Origin of the sequence: Streptomyces wuyuanensis (assembly GCF_900103455.1) — a bacterium.
Lineage (GTDB): Bacteria > Actinomycetota > Actinomycetes > Streptomycetales > Streptomycetaceae > Streptomyces > Streptomyces wuyuanensis.
On the sequence record NZ_FNHI01000007.1, the window covers coordinates 141,670 to 158,783 of the forward strand.

Annotated in this window: 13 protein-coding genes; 6 read left to right on the forward strand and 7 right to left on the reverse strand. The window is 72.8% G+C overall.

Annotated elements, in window-relative coordinates:
* Positions 1-76: 76 nt before the first annotated feature.
* The 6 genes from BLT82_RS12675 (at position 77) to BLT82_RS12700 (ending at position 6,973) form a co-directional block, all read left to right on the forward strand.
* Positions 77-1,435: a vWA domain-containing protein gene (locus BLT82_RS12675; RefSeq protein WP_093654032.1), complete on the forward strand. Its 1,359-nt coding sequence runs from the start codon at positions 77-79 to the stop codon at positions 1,433-1,435.
* 103 nt (positions 1,436-1,538) lie between these two features.
* Positions 1,539-2,759: an FHA domain-containing protein gene (locus BLT82_RS12680; protein WP_093654033.1), complete on the forward strand. Its 1,221-nt coding sequence runs from the start codon at positions 1,539-1,541 to the stop codon at positions 2,757-2,759.
* A gap of 349 nt (positions 2,760-3,108) precedes the next feature.
* Positions 3,109-3,513, forward strand: a complete 405-nt coding sequence (locus BLT82_RS12685) for a globin (protein WP_093654034.1) — start codon at positions 3,109-3,111, stop codon at positions 3,511-3,513.
* Positions 3,514-3,696: 183 nt separating this feature from the next.
* A complete protein-coding gene (locus tag BLT82_RS12690) occupies positions 3,697-4,044 on the forward strand; it encodes a hypothetical protein (RefSeq protein WP_143041493.1) in 348 nt (115 codons plus the stop codon).
* A 2-nt stretch (positions 4,045-4,046) separates the two neighbouring features.
* Positions 4,047-4,775 (forward strand): ABC transporter ATP-binding protein, encoded by a 729-nt coding sequence (locus BLT82_RS12695; protein ID WP_093654036.1) that lies wholly within the window; start codon positions 4,047-4,049, stop codon positions 4,773-4,775.
* Positions 4,772-6,973 (forward strand): hypothetical protein, encoded by a 2,202-nt coding sequence (locus BLT82_RS12700; RefSeq protein ID WP_093654037.1) that lies wholly within the window; start codon positions 4,772-4,774, stop codon positions 6,971-6,973. The genes BLT82_RS12695 and BLT82_RS12700 overlap by 4 nt, the downstream gene beginning before the upstream one ends.
* 345 nt (positions 6,974-7,318) lie before the next feature.
* Here the strand turns inward: BLT82_RS12700 and BLT82_RS12705 are convergent, their stop codons facing one another.
* The 7 genes from BLT82_RS12705 to BLT82_RS12735 all read right to left on the reverse strand — a co-directional run bounded on the left by BLT82_RS12705 (position 7,319) and on the right by BLT82_RS12735 (position 17,041).
* Entirely contained in the window at positions 7,319-7,987 is a 669-nt protein-coding gene (locus BLT82_RS12705; RefSeq protein WP_093654038.1) for a DUF8010 domain-containing protein, read from the reverse strand.
* Positions 7,984-8,415: an acyl-CoA thioesterase gene (locus tag BLT82_RS12710; protein ID WP_093654039.1), complete on the reverse strand. Its 432-nt coding sequence runs from the start codon at positions 8,413-8,415 to the stop codon at positions 7,984-7,986. Before BLT82_RS12710 ends, BLT82_RS12705 begins: the two co-directional genes overlap by 4 nt.
* A gap of 12 nt (positions 8,416-8,427) precedes the next feature.
* Positions 8,428-10,092 carry an energy-dependent translational throttle protein EttA gene (ettA, locus tag BLT82_RS12715; protein WP_093654040.1) on the reverse strand — a complete coding sequence of 555 codons (1,665 nt, stop codon included), beginning with the start codon at positions 10,090-10,092 and terminating at the stop codon, positions 8,428-8,430.
* A gap of 681 nt (positions 10,093-10,773) precedes the next feature.
* On the reverse strand, positions 10,774-12,174 hold the full coding sequence (locus tag BLT82_RS12720) for a Cys-Gln thioester bond-forming surface protein (RefSeq protein WP_167745999.1): 1,401 nt from the start codon (positions 12,172-12,174) through the stop codon (positions 10,774-10,776).
* A 222-nt stretch (positions 12,175-12,396) separates the two neighbouring features.
* Positions 12,397-13,242 (reverse strand): single-stranded DNA-binding protein, encoded by an 846-nt coding sequence (locus BLT82_RS38805; RefSeq protein WP_093654041.1) that lies wholly within the window; start codon positions 13,240-13,242, stop codon positions 12,397-12,399.
* A 149-nt stretch (positions 13,243-13,391) separates the two neighbouring features.
* Positions 13,392-15,407 (reverse strand): GTPase, encoded by a 2,016-nt coding sequence (locus BLT82_RS12730; protein ID WP_093654042.1) that lies wholly within the window; start codon positions 15,405-15,407, stop codon positions 13,392-13,394.
* A complete protein-coding gene (locus BLT82_RS12735) occupies positions 15,404-17,041 on the reverse strand; it encodes a dynamin family protein (protein ID WP_093654043.1) in 1,638 nt (545 codons plus the stop codon). The genes BLT82_RS12730 and BLT82_RS12735 overlap by 4 nt, the downstream gene beginning before the upstream one ends.
* Positions 17,042-17,114 lie beyond the last annotated feature (73 nt).

Consider the following 17,114-nt stretch of genomic DNA (forward strand, 5'->3'; position numbering starts at 1 on the left):
CCCTCGCCCCTGCGCCCGTTCGGCACCCCTTTCATCACGTCTGTCTGCCCAGCTGAGCATCGAGGAGCCAGTTCAGATGGCCAATTTCTCCAAGTCGAGCGTGCCGCAGTTCTCCGTCGAGGTGTACCAGAACGAGTTCCTGCCCGAGGGCGGGCGCGAGGTGAACGCGATCGTGACGGTCACCTCCACCGGCGGCGGCACGAGGGGCGGAGTTCCCCTCACCGGAGCTTCCGCTTCCCCCGCGTCCATACCCGGGCAGCGGACGGATGCCGCCGTGGTCGTGATGGTCGACTGCTCGGGCTCCATGGACTATCCGCCCACGAAGATGCGCAACGCGCGCGACGCCACGGCCGCGGCCATCGACACCCTGCGGGACGGCACGGCCTTCGCCGTGGTCTCGGGTACGCACACGGCGGCCGAGGTGTATCCGGGCGGCGGCCGGCTGGCGACCGCCGACGCGACGACACGGGCCGGGGCCAAGGAGGCGCTGCGAAGACTGAGCGCCGGCGGCGGCACCGCGATCGGCACCTGGCTGCGGCTGGCCGACCGGCTGCTCGGCGACGCCGACGTGTCCATCCGGCACGGAATCCTGCTCACCGACGGCCGCAACGAGCACGAGACCCCGGAGGACCTGCGCGCCGCCCTGGACGCCTGCGCGGGCCGTTTCACCTGCGACGCACGCGGCGTGGGGACGGACTGGGAGGTGAAGGAGGTCACCGGCATCGCCTCCGCGCTGCTCGGCACGGCCGACATCGTCGCTGATCCGTCGGGGCTCGCCGCCGACTTCACAGGGATGATGGAGAACGCGATGGGCAAGGAGGTCGCGGACGTGGCTCTGCGGCTGTGGACGCCCGTCGGGGCCGAGATCGCGTTCGTCAAGCAGGTGGCGCCCACGGTCGAGGAACTGACCGGCCGACGCACGGAGGCGGGGCCCCGCGCCGGGGACTATCCGACCGGCTCGTGGGGCGACGAGTCCCGCGACTACCACGTGTGCGTGCGGGTGCCGGAGGCGGGCGTCGGCCGGGAGATGCTGGCGGCCCGGGCCTCTCTGATCATTCCGGATCCGGCCGGCGGCACCCCGCGGCCCCTCGCCCAGGGGCTCGTGCGGGCGGTGTGGACCGACGACATGGCGGCGTCTACCTCCATCAACCCCCAGGTCGCGCACTACACCGGCCAGGCCGAACTGGCACATGTCATTCAACAGGGGCTGGATGCGCGCAAGTCAGGCGATTTCGACAGCGCCACCGCGAAACTCGGCCGCGCCGTACAACTGGCGGCGGCCTCCGGCAACGAGGACACTGCGAAGCTGCTGGCGAAGGTGGTCGACGTCGTCGACGCGACGACGGGTACTGTGCGGCTGAAGGCAAGGGTCACGGAAGCGGACGAGATGACACTCGAAACGCGCTCCACTAAGACAGTTCGCGTGAAGAAGTAGAACACGCGGCGATCACAGCCCAGCCAACAGCAGTCGAGAAACGACAAAGAGCACAAAAGTGTCCGGCTCGCCGGCCGGACGGAGGAGAGGGGGAAGCGCCGACATGCCGACCTGCCCGAACGGACACCAGTCGGGTTCCGACGACTGGTGCGAGGTCTGCGGCCACCGCATGGCCGGGGCGGGGGCTCCGGCGGGCGCGGTACCGCCGCCACCCCCGCCGGCTCCTTCGCCGCCGCCCCCTCCGGGCTACGGCTACCCGGGGCCCGGCGACCCGAACGCCACGGCCCAGGCGGAGCTGTGCCCGCAGTGCCGTACGCCCCGCGAGCCGATGGCGCCGTTCTGCGAGGAGTGCCGCTGGAACTTCCTCACGAACACCGCGACGTCGTACACACCCGTGGCCCCGCCCCACCGGCCGGCCCCCGGCGGTCCGCCGCCCGGTCTGAACCTGCCGCCCGGCTTCCAGGCCCAGCAGCCGCCGCGCCCGCCGGACCCGTTCGAGTACCAGGGCTCGCGGCCCTCGCAGGTGAACCGGCCCGCCGAGCCGCTCGGCGGCGAACACCCGGCCCCCCGGCCTCCGCAGGGGGGACCGCCCGCGCCGCCGCCGTTCCCGCAGCCGGGTCCGTCCGGTTCCTCGGAGGTCTCCGAGTCGCCCGGACAGCAGCGTCCCCCCGGTCCGCCCGAGTTCGGCCGGCCCGGTCCGTCCGAGTTCAGCAGGCCGGGCCCGCCGCCGTCGCAGCCGCAGGGGTTCGCGTCCGGACCGCCGGCGCCTCCCGGCTTCCCGCAGGCCGTTCCGGCTCCGCCGCAGCAGCCGGTGGGCGACGACGACTGGATGATCTCCCCGCCCTCGCAGCCGCACGCGCCGCAGCACCCCGGTCAGCAGCAACCGGCGCCCCCGTCTCAGCAGGCTCCCTACGAGCCCGCGGGCTGGACGGCGGTCATCGCTCCCGACCGCGAGTACTTCATGGCGATGATGCAGCGCAGCGGCCCCGAGGCGGCCGGGCTGAACCTGCCCGCGTACTCGCCGGAGCAGCAGCTCGCTCTCTCCGGCGACCAGATCACCATCGGCCGTCGGCGGCACTCCACCGGCGAGTCGCCCGACATCGACCTCTCGGTGCCGCCGGAGGACCCGGGCGTCTCGCACAAGCACGCCGTGCTGGTCCAGCAGCCCGACGGCACCTGGGCGGTCGTCGACCAGAACTCCACGAACGGCACCACGGTGAACGGCGGCGAGGACCCCATCCAGCCCTACGTCCCCGTCCCCCTGCGGGACGGCGACCGGGTGCACGTGGGCGCCTGGACGACGATCACCGTCCGCCGGGGCTGACGGCGGCCTCCGGACGCGGCCGGGCGCGTCGACGGGCCGGATGTACGGCCCTTCGGGGTCGTCCGGCCACGCCCACCGGCCGTTCCCGCCCACAGTGACCCCGAGTCGCTCCCGCTCCGGTCGGCCTTCGCGCCGCCGGAGCGGGGGCGCTTCGTGCGGCCCGGCACCCCCGCGGCCGGGGTGAGCACGGGAAGCCGGGGTCCCTTACCGCGCGCCCCGGTCCGCACCCCCTGTCCTGCGAGCCGGTGCGGGGCGAGCGTCCCGGGCGGGGACTGCCGGGCCGGAGTGCCCTTCGGGCCGGGGTCCTAGGGCCCGGGTCCTCCTCCGGTCCGTCTGAGACCATGGAGCGGTGAACGAGATTCCGCGGGGCACACTTCAGGAGCAGACCTTCTACGAGCAGGTCGGCGGCGAGGAGACCTTCCGCCGCCTCGTGCGGCGTTTCTACGAGGGCGTCGCCGAGGACCCCCTGCTGCGCCCGATGTACCCCGAGGAGGACCTGGGCCCGGCCGAGGAGCGTCTGAGGCTGTTCCTGATGCAGTACTGGGGCGGCCCCCGCACCTACAGCGAGAACCGCGGCCACCCCCGTCTCCGCATGCGCCACGCCCCGTTCACCGTCGACAGCGCGGCGCACGACGCCTGGCTCAGGCACATGCGCGTCGCGGTCGACGAACTCGGCCTCTCGGAGGAGCACGAACGGCAGCTCTGGAACTACCTCACGTACGCCGCGGCCTCGATGGTGAACACGGCGGGCTGACACTCCCGGCGACTTGCACGAAGCGTCACCACTCGGTCACTTCAGGCCACAGCTCGCCGACTTCCGGCCGTCTCGGCCCGGGGCCGTACCGGTTCACCGCACGCACCCCATAAGTTCACAGCCGCAACACATCGAACGGGCATCCGCATCCGGCGGGTGCCCTCTTCCTGTGGAGGATTCGACGTGCGTCGGGGAACCTTGCGAGCGGGAGCGGTACTGATCGGCGTGACCACGGCGTTGCTGGGCTCCAGCGCGGCGTACGGCGACAACTTCTACGTGTACCAGGGCGACGACTTCGGGTTCATCACGTACAACCACAGGGCCGCGGGCGCCTGCGACCGGGAGGCCGACGGCTTCAACGTCTACGCGAACTTCAAGCGCACCGTCCCGAACACGGTCGCCCGCGTCGAGGAGAGGGACGGCTACTGCAAGACCTCGACGACCGGCACCTACCCGGTCTACCGGATCCAGGCCTGCGAGAACATCCCCGTCTTCCCGGACGCCTGTTCCGCCTGGAAGCAGCACCCGTAGCCATGAGCGAGCCCACCCTGGAGGTCCGGGGCCTCACCTGCTCGATCGGGCGGCGCACGCTGCTGCGGGAGACGGATCTGACCGCCCCGGCGGGAACCTCCCTGTCCGTCACGGGACCGAGCGGCAGCGGCAAGTCCACGCTGTTGTCGTGCATCGCCGGGCTGCACACCCCGCAGGCCGGGACCATCAGGGTGGGCGGTACGGACATCGCCGCGCTGCGGCCCTCGCGGGCCGCGGCGTGGCGGCTCCACACGATCGGCTTCGTGTACCAGTTCGGCGAACTGCTCCCGGAGTTGAGCGCGGTCGAGAACGCGGCGCTCCCCCTGCTGATCGCCGGCCGGGGGCGGCGGGAGGCGTACGGCGCCGCGGAGAGCCTCCTCGGCGAGCTCGGCGTCGGCGAGATCGCCGACTCGCCCGCGAGCGTGCTGTCCGGCGGCGAGCGCCAGCGCGTCGCGGTGGCCAGGGCCCTGTCCACCCGACCGCCGCTGATCCTCGCGGACGAGCCGACGGGCGCCCTGGACGAGAGCACCACCGACGACGTCTGCGAGACGCTGTTCGGCCTGCCCGCCCGGTACGGCTGCGCGCTGGTCGTGGTGACGCACAACCCGGTGGTCGCCCACCGCGCCGACCTCCGGCTGACCCTGCGCGGAGGCGCCTTGCACTCCCCTCCGGAATCGGCGCCCGGCTCGACGCCCGACTCCGCGACCGACACGACGACGGCGGGGGCATGACGAGGGCCACCCGGCGCGGCGCCACGGCCCAGTTCCTCTCGCTGGGGCGCCGGCTTTCGCCCGCTCGCCGGGACCCGCGCAACCTGCTCCAGGCGCTCTGCCTGGCCCTCGCCGCGATGGGCACCACCCTGCTGGTCTGGGGGCTGCAGGCCGCCGACGCCGCGTACGACGGCCGGGACGCGAGGACATCGGCCCGCCAGCCGGTGCGCGCCGCGGCCGAGCCGGGCGCACGCGCCACCGCGCGGTGGTGGGACAGCCGTGACGTCGCCGGCGACAGGAGCTTCTCCGTCGTCACCATCGAGCCCCTGGCAGCGGACGCCCCGCTTCCGCCGGGGCTGCCGCGCTGGCCGGAGCCCGGCGAGGCGTTCGTCTCCCCCGCGCTGCTGGAAGCAGTGCCGGCCGCGGCCACGCGTTACGGGAAGCGGGCGGGGACGATCGCCGCGAGCGGGCTTGCCGAGCCCTCCGAGTACCTCGTGTACCGCAGGCCGCCGCGCGGGACCTCGGTCTCCGCCGGACCCGGTGGCATCGCCGGAATCGTCGGCTACGGCACGCCGCTCCCGGAGGTCTCCGACTTCGGCAGCCAGTCCTTCGACCGAGCGGAATCCGACGTCCAGTTGCTGCTGGCGCCCCTGCTCGGGCTGCCCGTCGGGGTCCTTCTCGTCACCGCCTCCAGGCTCGGCGCCCGGCAGCGCGACCGGCGGCTCGCGGTGCTGCACGCCATCGGTGCCGGGCGGTCCGTACGTGCGCGGGTCGCCGTCGGCGAGTGCCTGCGGCCTCTGGCCCTGGGCACCGCCGCCGCGGGCGTAGCCCTGATGGTCGTGACCGTGACCGGCGTACGGCTGCCGGTCACCGGCCACGAGATCGCGGCGGCCGATCTCGCGCCGCTGCGCCTGTGGTTCCCGCTCGCCCTGCTGCCGGCCCTGACGGCCCTGTGCCTGTCGTTCGCGGCACTGCATCTGCGCATCCTTCCCGCCGGGGGCAACCGCCCGCGGCCGGCGCGGGACCGGCCGTCCGCCTGGCCCGGGTACCTCTGCGGCATCGGCACCCTGCTGGCCCTGTGGGGAGCGATGATCGGGCATCTGCCGGGCGTTCGGATCTTCATGCTCGGCCTGATCCTCGCCATGGCCGGGCTTCCGCCGCTGCTGGGAAGGGCCGCGGCCCGGGCGGCCGTACGGCTGACCACGAGCGGCAGGGGCGACGCCGCCCGGCTGATCGGAGGGCGCTGGGCATCGGCCCATCCCGGGGCCGTCGCCCGCTCCTGCGCCTCGCTCGCCGTGCTGCTGGGCCTGCTGACCCAGGTCCAGGTCCTGATCACGGAGTTGACGTCGGAAGCCCGGCACGCCACGGCGCTCGCCGAGCGGCTGGACGGCAGGCTGCTCCACGTCTCCACCGGGACCGGCGACGAGCGGGCGCACGCCGGGTTCCTGGCGGCCCTGGGCCGCGGGGACCGGGTGCTGCGCCTGGAACCGGGGACGGGCGGCGCTCCACCCGTGCTCGTCGGGCACTGCCGCGACCTGGCGGCCCTCGCTCCCCTGTCCGCCTGTCCCGGCACCGAACCCGCCCCGGCCGCGCAGGCGTTCCGGGAGCGCACCGCCCGCACCGAGGCGCTGCGCTGGATGAGCTTCGGGGACGTGAACGTCCGGGCGGCCGCGTCCCGCTCCCAACTGACCGGCGGGGAAGGCGACTACGTCGTGCTGACCCAGAGGCCCGACGGCCGGGAGCACGTCAGCCGCGTGGCGTTCGCGACGCTCGCCGCCCCGTCGGTGGAGGTGCCCGGCGACGAGTACGTCATCGGCGCAACGGCCCGTGCCCGTATCGCCGGCTGGGTCCTGCTCCTCGCCGCCCCTGGCTTCACCCTCCTCGCGCTCACCGGTGCCGTGGGACTGCTGCACGCCTACCTCGACCGCGCCGACGAACTGCGCCCGCTGGCCGGCTACACCTCGGGCGCACGGTTCCATCTGCGGACCGCGTGGTGGGGCATGGGCGTGCCGATGGCCTGCGCACTGGCCCTGGCGACGGCGTTCGCAGGGCTGCTCGGGGCCGTCAACCTCGCGTTCCTGGCCCCGTCGGGCGACTCCCCGCTCCCGCTGCTCACGGGCGGGCTGGTGGCGGCAGTCGTGCTGTGCACGGGGGCGACCGTGGCCGGCGGACTGCTGTCGAGCCGCTTCACCCACCGGTGGGTGCCACGCGGCGACTGACCGGGCGCCTTCACCATCGGCCGGTGCCACGCGTCGGCCCGGGGAGCCGGGAGGGGTGCGATGGGGCGGGTGCGGTGGGGCGGGTGCCGCGGCAGCGGTGGGGGGTGGGGGTGAGGCGCCGAGGCCGTGGCAGGGCTGTCGGGCGGGACCGTGGGCCGGGGACGAGGGTTGCCAGGGGGCCGAACATGAGCCGGGACCAAGCACGAGCCGGGGCCGCACGTGAGCCGTGGGGAAGCACGAACCGGGGCCGAGCACGAGCCCGGGGCCGAACGTGTGCCCGGGGCCCGGCCGGTGAACCTGCCCCGAGCCGGAACGGGACCGCGGCCGAGGCCGGGCGGGTGGGAATCAGGCCGGGGTGACGTTCAGCGCGCCGAGTCCCGCCCTGCGCACCGCGATCGAGCCGAACGGCGTGCGCAGCCGGAGCCAGCCGCCCGCGGCCAGAAGTGCGGCGTCCGGGACGCTCTCCGGGGTGGGGCGCAGGAAGCCCAGCGACTGCGCGGCGTGCACGGCCCGCAGCGGCAGGCCCGTGTCGTCGAGGGTCCGGGACCAGATCTCGCGGCCGATGCGGTCGCGCTCGGCCCGGGTACGCCGCTCGACGGGCAACGCCTCGTCACGGGCTCGGAATTCGGCGACCGCGGCGGCCACCGCACTCCGCATCCGGTCGACAGCGGGCAGGCCGGGGAGCTCTCGCCAGCCTCCCCGGGGAGGCAGCACACCGGCCCACGGCGGTCCGGTGACTGCGGGCGGCACGGCGAGCGCCGAGCCCTCGACGGATTCGAGCAGTTCACCCGCGGACACGGTGGTGTCCAACTCGACGGGCTCCGCCAGCCGCGCCGTCCGGATCGCGAGGACCTCGAACGACGGCGGCCGGCCGAACACGGCGAGCGCTCCGCCACCGGCCTGCAACCGCACCGCGGCGGCCCGGTCGTAGTGGATCAGCCGACCGAGGAAGGCGGCGAGGTCCGCCGCCTCCCGGGCATCGGCCAGCCGAAGGGTCTGCACGGGTGCAGTCATGCCGCGAGCGCGTCCTTCACGCCTTCGTCCAGGTACTCCTGGAGGAATGACTTCTCCTCGGCGCTGATTCGACGCGGGCGCCCGGCCGCCAGGTCGTACGGGACGACGACGGTCGAGGCCCGGACGTACACCTGGTCCGGGTCCTTGATCTCGTAGGCGATCGTGAGCGATGCCGCGCCGATCTTCGTCACCCAGGACTCGACGGTCACCGGCTCATGACGGTGCACGAGCGGACGTACGTAGTCGATCTCATGACGGGCCACGACGGACCCGCCGGAGAACGACGGCGAGCCGTTCCCCGGCGCCAGCCGGAACATGAAGTCGATGCGGGCCTCCTCCAGGTAGCGGAGGAAGACCACATTGTTGACGTGCCCGAAGGCATCCATGTCCGACCAGCGCAGGGGACAGCTGTAGATATGGCGAGCCACTTGCTGCCTGCCTCAGCCCCGGGTGAGCTTCTTGTAGGTGGCGCGGTGCGGACGAGCCGCGTCCGGACCGAGCCGCTCGATCTTGTTCTTCTCGTAGGACTCGAAGTTGCCCTCGAACCAGAACCACTTCGAGTCACCCTCGTACGCCAGGATGTGCGTGGCGACCCGGTCGAGGAACCAGCGGTCGTGGGAGACGACCACGGCGCAGCCCGGGAAGTCGAGCAGCGCGTTCTCCAGCGAGGAGAGCGTCTCCACGTCGAGGTCGTTGGTCGGCTCGTCGAGGAGCAGCAGGTTGCCGCCCTGCTTCAGGGTGAGCGCCAGGTTGAGGCGGTTGCGCTCACCACCGGAGAGCACACCGGCCGGCTTCTGCTGGTCCGGGCCCTTGAAGCCGAACGCCGACACATAGGCACGGGAGGGCATCTCGACCTGGCCGACGTTGATGTAGTCCAGCTCGTCCGAGACGACGGCCCACAGCGTCTTCTTGGGGTCGATGTTCTCGCGGCTCTGGTCGACGTAGCTGATCTTGACGGTGTCGCCGACCTTGATCTGGCCGGCGTCGGGCTGCTCCAGGCCCTGGAGCATCTTGAACAGCGTGGTCTTGCCCGCGCCGTTCGGACCGATCACGCCGACGATGCCGTTGCGCGGCAGGGTGAAGCTCAGGTCGTCGATGAGGACCTTCTCGCCGAATGCCTTGCTGAGGTTCTCGACCTCGACGACGACGCTGCCCAGACGCGGGCCCGGCGGGATCTGGATCTCTTCGAAGTCCAGCTTCCGGGTCTTCTCGGCCTCGGCGGCCATCTCCTCGTAACGGGCGAGGCGCGCCTTCGACTTGGCCTGGCGGCCCTTGGCGTTGGAGCGGACCCACTCCAGCTCTTCCTTGAGGCGCTTCTGGCGCTTGGCGTCCTTCTGGCCCTCGACCTTCAGACGCGCGGCCTTGTTCTCCAGGTAGGTGGAGTAGTTGCCCTCGTACGGGTGGGCGCGGCCGCGGTCCAGCTCGAGGATCCACTGGGCCACGTTGTCCAGGAAGTACCGGTCGTGGGTGATGGCGACGACGGTGCCGGCGTACTTGGCGAGGTGCTGCTCCAGCCACTGGACGGACTCGGCGTCGAGGTGGTTGGTCGGCTCGTCGAGCAGCAGCAGGTCGGGGGCCTCCAGCAGCAGCTTGCAGAGCGCCACGCGGCGCCTCTCGCCACCGGAGAGGTTGACGACCGGCCAGTCGCCGGGCGGGCAGCCCAGCGCGTCCATGGCCTGCTCCAGCTGCGCGTCGAGGTCCCAGGCGTTGGCGTGGTCCAGGTCCTCCTGGAGCTTGCCCATCTCCTCCATCAGCGCGTCGGAGTAGTCGGTGGCCATCAGCTCGGCGATCTCGTTGAACCGGTCGAGCTTGCCCTTGACATCGGCGACACCGTCCTGGACGTTCTCCAGAACCGTCTTGCTCTCGTCGAGCGGGGGCTCCTGCAGCAGGATGCCGACGCTGTAACCGGGCGAGAGGAAGGCGTCACCGTTCGAGGGCTGCTCAAGACCGGCCATGATCTTCAGCACGGTCGACTTACCGGCGCCGTTCGGGCCGACCACACCGATCTTCGCACCGGGCAGGAAGCTCAGCGTGACATCGTCAAGGATCACCTTGTCGCCGTGCGCCTTGCGCGTCTTGCGCATGGTGTAGATGTACTCAGCCAAGAGAAACCGTCCGGCAATCAGTGAGTGGGCAGATACACCCCATCTTGCCTGACCGCCACCCCTGGAACGAAACCCGTCCGGCCAAGGGCCCCTGACCTGGCACTCCGCACCTCGTCCGCGTCGCAGACCGGTGACTGACCGTCGCCGGCGACCGCCACCCGGCACCCCCGCCCGGCAGCCTCGCACGGCCCGCGGCCGGTCCGGGGCAGGCCAGTACTGGCCACTCCTCTTCTGCCCCCGCTCCGCCCCTTCCCCTCTCGACGGACTCGCTGGCGCTCCCTTCCCGCGGCAGCCGAGCACGGAAAGCCACCCACCGTGAAAACATGTGCGCGTACGGTCAAGATCAGGCGGGGCGCCCTGGCTCGTCCCCCCGGCGACCGCTCCGCCGGCGGCTGCGGAGTGATCAAGACAACGCCCACCAGGGCGATGCCGACCGGCCCCGCGCGGCCCTGACGGGTCGACGGGTCCGGCGGGTCCGACGGGTCTGACGGGTCTGACGGGTCCGAGGGGGCCGACGAGTCCGGTCCGACGGGCTTTTGGCCGTGGCCTCTCGGTCACCGAGCGTCAGGACCTCTCCGAGTACTCACCGCCCCGGCCGGGAGGCCCCCTCTTCACGGAAGAGGCGGGGCCAAGGGGCCCGGGGTGCCGGATCCGGCCGGCACGCGTCGGACGCGCCGTCGCTCAGTCCTCCGCGGAGGGCGCCTTCTTCTTCCGCACGAACAGGACCGCGGCGCCGCCGACGATCACGAGTCCGATGGCCACGCCGGCGATGATCGGGGTGGCCCCTGAGGCGCCGGTCGCGGCGAGGTTCTCGTCGATGGCTGTGCTGCCGGCCGAGGCCGCGCTCGGCTGGGGCGCCGGTTCATCCGTGACCGGACCCGTGCTGCCGGTGGTCTTGCAGTCCAGCACGCCCTTGAAGTTCTTCGAGAAGCCGCCCGGCCCGGTGATCGTGAAGTCGTAGGCACGGTCCTCGGGAACGGGGACGGTCACGGTGCGGGACTCACCGGGGGCTATGGCGTACTCCCGCCCCAGCAGTTCGAAGGTGAACTTCTCGTCGCCCTCGTTGGTGGCGGTGATGTCGATGCCGCCCTCGGCGCAGTTCTTCTTCGCGGTGAGCGCGGGTATCGGGCCCTTCTTGGCCCAGGTGGCGGTGGCCGTGGCAGAGACGGTGGAGCGGCTGGAGCCGGCCAGGATCTGCGTCTGGCTCTTGGTCACCCCGGAGAACGCCCGCCCTACCGGGACATTGGTCGTGGCCTGCAGGCTCAGGGCGGCCGTGCCGTCGGTGGCGCCGGCCGGCACGTCGAAGTAGAGCCTGCTGCCGTCGACCGCGGTGGTGACGGGCCTGCCCGCCTGGTCCGTCACTATGACGCCGCTGGCCGCGGAGTCCGCGGGCGGTGTCACGGTGACACGGTCGGCGTCGGTGCGGACCGTGATCGGCCCGAGCCGCCCACCGGCCTTCCCCGAGACCGCGTTCGGCTCGAGGCTCAGCGAGGCGCGGGGTTCCTCGACGTTCTTGGCCTTCTTCTCGAGCCAGTCGGCAAGTTGTTCTGCCGCCGGGTCGAGCGCCTCCACCTCCGCGCCGTCCGAGAACCGCCAGATGGCGACCTGGGTGCCGGCCGCCGCGGTCCGCTCGGTGAGCGGCCCCGTACCCGCCCGCTCGGCCAGTGCCATGAGGTCGTCGACCTGCGGATAGGAGTGCTGCAGGATCCACCGGATCTTCCCGGCGCCGCTGTTGGCGCCGAGCGAGGTCTGCTCCCAGGGAGTCTCCAGGTACCTGGCCTGCTCCTGCGTCGGGTTGTGTACGTCGATGCAGTACGTCTTGAGTCTGCCCCCACCGTCGACGGTCATCTCGAACAACCCGGCGGGCAGTTCGTGCTGCCGCCCACCGTCGTGCAGAACGGCCCGGTCGAAGGTGGTGAGGCCGTCCAGCGTCGCGGACACGCCACCCTGGTGCTGAGGGATGTCCTCGGCGGCGGCCGGTCCCGCGGAGGCCACGGCGCCCGCCGCGAACAGACCCGACACCAGGGCCGTCACGGCAAGCCGGGCGGCGCCCCGCCCGCGTACAGAGAGCGCAGTAAACACAGAATTCCCCTTCGGGCGAGGCCCTTTCGCGTGGGGTGCGTGGGGGGAGCGCCTCGCCGGCAGACTCAAGTGCCCCGTGAGTACTGAGGAATCCTAAGGACGTGGTGTGACCCGATCCCCCGTCATGCCGTCAGATAACCATTCCGACTCGGAATCGTTATCGCCGTCGACGCATCCCCCGTGCGGCTATCGACAAATCGCCACAGTCGCTGTTCGGAGCGGTCACGGGATGCCGGCCGGAGCCGCGCTTCGGACGCCGGGCACGGTGCCGGTCTCACCGGGGAATGCCTGGGGCGCTGCCGGTTGGGCCGTGGCTGCTTCGGCCTTCCGCCCGCTGCCGGTCGTCGCCGTCGCCGGAGTGGCACGGGATCGGCCGGAGGTCCTGCGTGCCGGGCGGGACGGGCCCGAGCCGAACGGGTCGGTCTGAGCCGCGTCGACCAGGCCCGGCGACGCCGCCGAGGCCGACGGGACCCATGGGATCGTCGGGGCCGAGGAGGAAACCCGAACGCCGGTGTCCGGGGCCACAGAGAGCTCAGGCCCCGCCGAGGACCTCGGGTTCGTGGGGACGGCCGGGGCCGGGGCCTTGTGGACCGTCGAGGCCGTCGAGGCTGTCGAGGCCGTCGGCGTTGTGGGCACCGCTGGGGGCACGAAGGGCGGCGGGGCCATGGCGGTCGTGGCGACGGCCGGATGGCCTGCCGGCTGCGCTTCCGTTCTCGTCACACGACGGAACGCCGAAGTCCCCCGCGTCAGATCGTGCCCGGCCGCGACCGCGTCGACGTCGACCGACGTCCTGAGCTTGCCCTCCCACTCCTCCTCGCGCACCCTCAGGCGCCCGTGCACCACGAGCGGTTCACCCACCGCGACCGACGCCGCGAGATTCGCGCCCAGCGCCCGCCAGGCCCATACCGTGAAGAAGCTCGTGGGACCGTCCGTCCAGCCGTCCCTCTGCCGGTCCCACCGCCGCGAGGGGACGGCGAACCGGAAGCGCGCCCGGCCCCCGCTCGCCGACTCCCGGTATTCCACGGCCGTCGCGACATTCCCCACCAGCGTCACCATCACGTCACTCATGACGATCCCCCTGCCTCGTGTTCCGCATCAGGTCGGCGCTCCGTCGCGCCGACGGTTCCCATGCTGGGCCGCCGGGCGATTTCCCGCTGACGCCTGTGGACACGGACACGACTGTGGAAAACCCCGCCACCCTCCCGGGTGACGGGGGCTCAGCGTCTGAAGGACACCGCTCCGTACTGTTCCCGCACCTCCCGGTAGCGCAGCAGCTCCGCCGCAATCGGGTCCAGCACCTTCGCCCGGCCGCACGCCGCCGCGGCCTCCCGCAGGCGCCGCTCCGCGTCCTGTCCGTACCGTCTCGCCGGCCCCCTGGCGGCGGCGGCACACGCCCACTCCACCAGCGGCCCGCCGATGATCCCGGCGAGCATCACCAGCACCGGCGGCAGCAGTCCGGGTTCCAGGACCCCGATGATCTGACCGACCAGCCACAGACCTCCGAAGATCTGCAGCAGCGTCATGCACGCCTGCACGAGCACCGCCGCCGGCCACCACGCCGGCCGCGGCAGACGGCCGCTGGGAGTGCCCAGTTCGGCGGCGAGGTCGTCGAGCTCCTCCGGCAGTCCCTCCGCACCGCGCACCGCCGCCTCGCGCACGGCCTGCGCCCAAGGAGCCGGCAGCCCGTGGGATGCGTCGTCGGCCACCGTCCGTACCGCCTGCTCGACCCTCTGGCGGGCCGTGAGCTCCTCTTCCGCGGGCTCGGTCGGCTGCGGCAGGCCCCCACCGGGCATACGAACGCGTTCGTACCAGCGCCAGAGCCGCAGCCATGGTGTCCCGCAGGCCCGCCCCGCGTTCCTGCGCCACCGCCGCTCGGCTTCCTCGCCGACGGCGGTGGCACCGACAGCGTTCGCCAGCCGGGCCGTGAAGTCGTCCCGGGCTCGTTCGCTGAGACCGGGACGGCCGTCGGCGACGTACATCGGCCGCAGCCGGTTGGCGGCCGCGTCGATGTCGGCCGAGACGCGTCGGGCCGCGGCGGTCTTCTCCTGGACCAGCCGCCCGAGCAGTTCGCGCAGCTCGCCGACGCCCTCACCGGTGAGAGCCGACAGCGCGAGGACGGTCGCGCCCGGCTCGCCGTGCTCGCCGACCGCCATCCCGTCCTCGTCCAGGAGCCTGCGCAGATCGTCCAGCACCTGGTCGGCAGCGTCGCCCGGCAGCCGGTCGATCTGGTTGAGGACGACGAACGTGATCTCCGCGTGCCCCGCGAGCGGCCGCAGATAGCGCTCGTGGAGCGCCGCGTCCGCGTACTTCTCCGGGTCCACGACCCAGATGACCGCGTCGACGAGCTTCAGGACCCGGTCCACCTGTTCCCGGTGCACCGTCATCGCCGAGTCGTGGTCGGGGAGATCGACCAGGACGAGGCCCTGCAGCGCCTCGTCGCCGCTGCCGCCGGCGAGGGGCCTGCGACGCAGCCGGGGCGGGATGGCGAGCCGGTCGAGCAGCCCGGCGGCCCCTTCGGACCAGCTGAGCGAGATCGGCGCCGACGTGGTCGGCCGGCGCAGTCCGGTCTCCGAAATCGGCACCCCGGCCAGGGCGTTGAAGAGTGTCGACTTGCCGCTGCCGGTGGCGCCCGCGATGGCGACGACGGTGTGCCGTGCCGACAACTGCTGCCGCGCCGCGGCCTCGTCGAGCACCCGGCCGGCCTCGGCGAGGGCCTTCTCGTCGAGGCGGGTGCGGGAGAGCCCGACGAGTTCGCGGAGCGCGTCCAGCCTGCCGCGCAGCGGGGCGGCGTACGGGCCCCCGATGGGGACGTGCCGTTCGTCGCCGACCAGCGACCCCTCCTCCCCGGCGAGCTCCGACGGGTCGACGGCGCGGCGGGCGATGAGACCGTCCGCCCACTGTTCGCCGTCGCCTTCCTCCGGCGCGCCGGTCTCCCGGCCGCCCTCGTTCCTCCCCGCGGTCCGCGACGCCTGGTCCGCGGACCCGTTCTCCCCGCTGCCCCGTGCCCGCTCGCCGTCCTCGGAGGAGCCGTGCCCACCCTCGGGACGGGTCTCCTCGTCCGGGCGGCTGCCGGGCCCGGAAGTCCCGCCGCCGGAAGTCCCGGTCGAGGAGCCGGTCGCGGCCGGGGAACCCGGCTCGGTCTCCGCCCCGGACGCGCTCCCGGCTCCCTCCCCTGCTCCGGTCCTCGAGCGACGGCCCTCGGTCTCGCCAGTGACTGCCGTCACCGCGGTCACCTCTCCTTCTGCAGTACGGACAGCGCGGCGATCAGCTCGGCCTGCGGCTCCGGGCACAGCTCGAGGGAGTCGAGCGGCGCGAGGCGCCGGTCGCGCTCCTCGTTCATGACGCGTTCGATGTAGGTGGTCACAAGCTCCCCGCCCCTGTCGCGCAGCCTGAGCGCGCCCTGAGCTCCCATCCGCTCGGCCAGCAGTTCCCCGGCGGCCCTGGCCCGCCGGCCGCCGAGCAGGGCGGTGGCGAGCAGCGCGGCGACCGTCTCGGGGTCGGGTGACGCGGAGCGTTCCATGCCGCGGACTTCCTCCTCGGCGAGCTCCTCGAGGACGCGCTGCCAGCGCCGTACGGCCATGCCGATGCGCTCGGGCGTCTCCCGGTCGGCCCGTGAGTGCCGGGCGAGCGCAGGCCCGGCCGGTTCGCGCCGCCATGCCTCCTGGAGCCGCTCGTCGGCGGCGGCGACCGCGCACTGCAGCAGGGCGGTCAGGCTCTCCGCGAGCGCGTCGAGGAGCTCACCGGCCGAACTGTCGCGCGGGTAGCCCCGCCATCGTGTGCGTGCGTCGCCGGCCAGGACCGAACCGCGCTGCACCTGCTTGCGCACCCGCTCGGTCTCCACGCCGTATGCCTCCTCGACCGCGGCGGAGAGGCGCACGGCCGCCGCGTACTGCGCGGCCACGGCGCCAGCGAGCTCCGGCATCCGGGCGTTCAGCGAATCGATGACCCCTGCTGCGGTGCGTACGACCGTCTGCTGGCGCGCGGCGGGGTCCAGGGCCCGGTGTGCCAGCCAGTCGCGGAGCGCGGCGACGGCGGTGTCCGGGAGCAGCCCCCGGCCGCCACCCGCGGACTCGGGCAGCTCGGGGATCGTGAAGCGCGGTACGTGTCCCAGCCCGGCCTTGGTCAGCAGGGCCGCGTACTGCCGGGAAACCTCGTTGATCACCTGGTGCGGCACCCGGTCGAGCACCGTCACGAGCATGGCGTCGTACTCCTTCGCCGTGCGGAGCAGATGCCAGGGGACGGCGTCCGCGTACCGGGACGCCGTGGTGACCATGATCCACACGTCCGCGGCGCAGATCAGCTCTGCCGCCATGATCCGGTTCTCCACCACGAGGGAGTCGATGTCGGGCGCGTCGAGCAGGGCGAGCCCGGGCGGCAGCGAAGGCGCGGTCTCGATCCGCAGCGCCCTCTCCTCGGGCTTGGTCTTGGTCTTGGTCCTGGTCCTGCCCCGCACGGGTCCGGTCGCGGAGCCGGGCGACTGGTCGGTCTCGTCCTGCTGGGGAAGCCATACGCGGGTGAAATTCGGCAGTACGCGCATGCCGGCGAACCAGTGGCGATCGTCCGGGTGGCAGACGAGCACGGGGGTGCGCGTGGTGGGCCGGAGCACCCCCGCCTCGGTGACCCGCCGCCCGACAAGGGAGTTGACCAGGGTGGACTTGCCGGCTCCCGTCGAGCCGCCGACGACCGCGAGCAGCGGCGCGTCGGGGTCCTTCAGGCGGGGCACCAGGTAGTCGTCGAGCTGCGCGAGCAGCTCGGCTCTCGTCTGCCGCGCCCGCGGAGCACCTGGAAGGGGGAGTGGAAGACGCACGGCTGCGACTCGGTCGCGCAGGGCGGAGAGTGCGTCGATGAGCTGAGGCCGTACTTCCATGGTCACCACATGCGAAGAATGCCCAATTTTGGAGGTTTTTTGAAGCGTATGAGCCCCCCTGCGCGCCGATCAG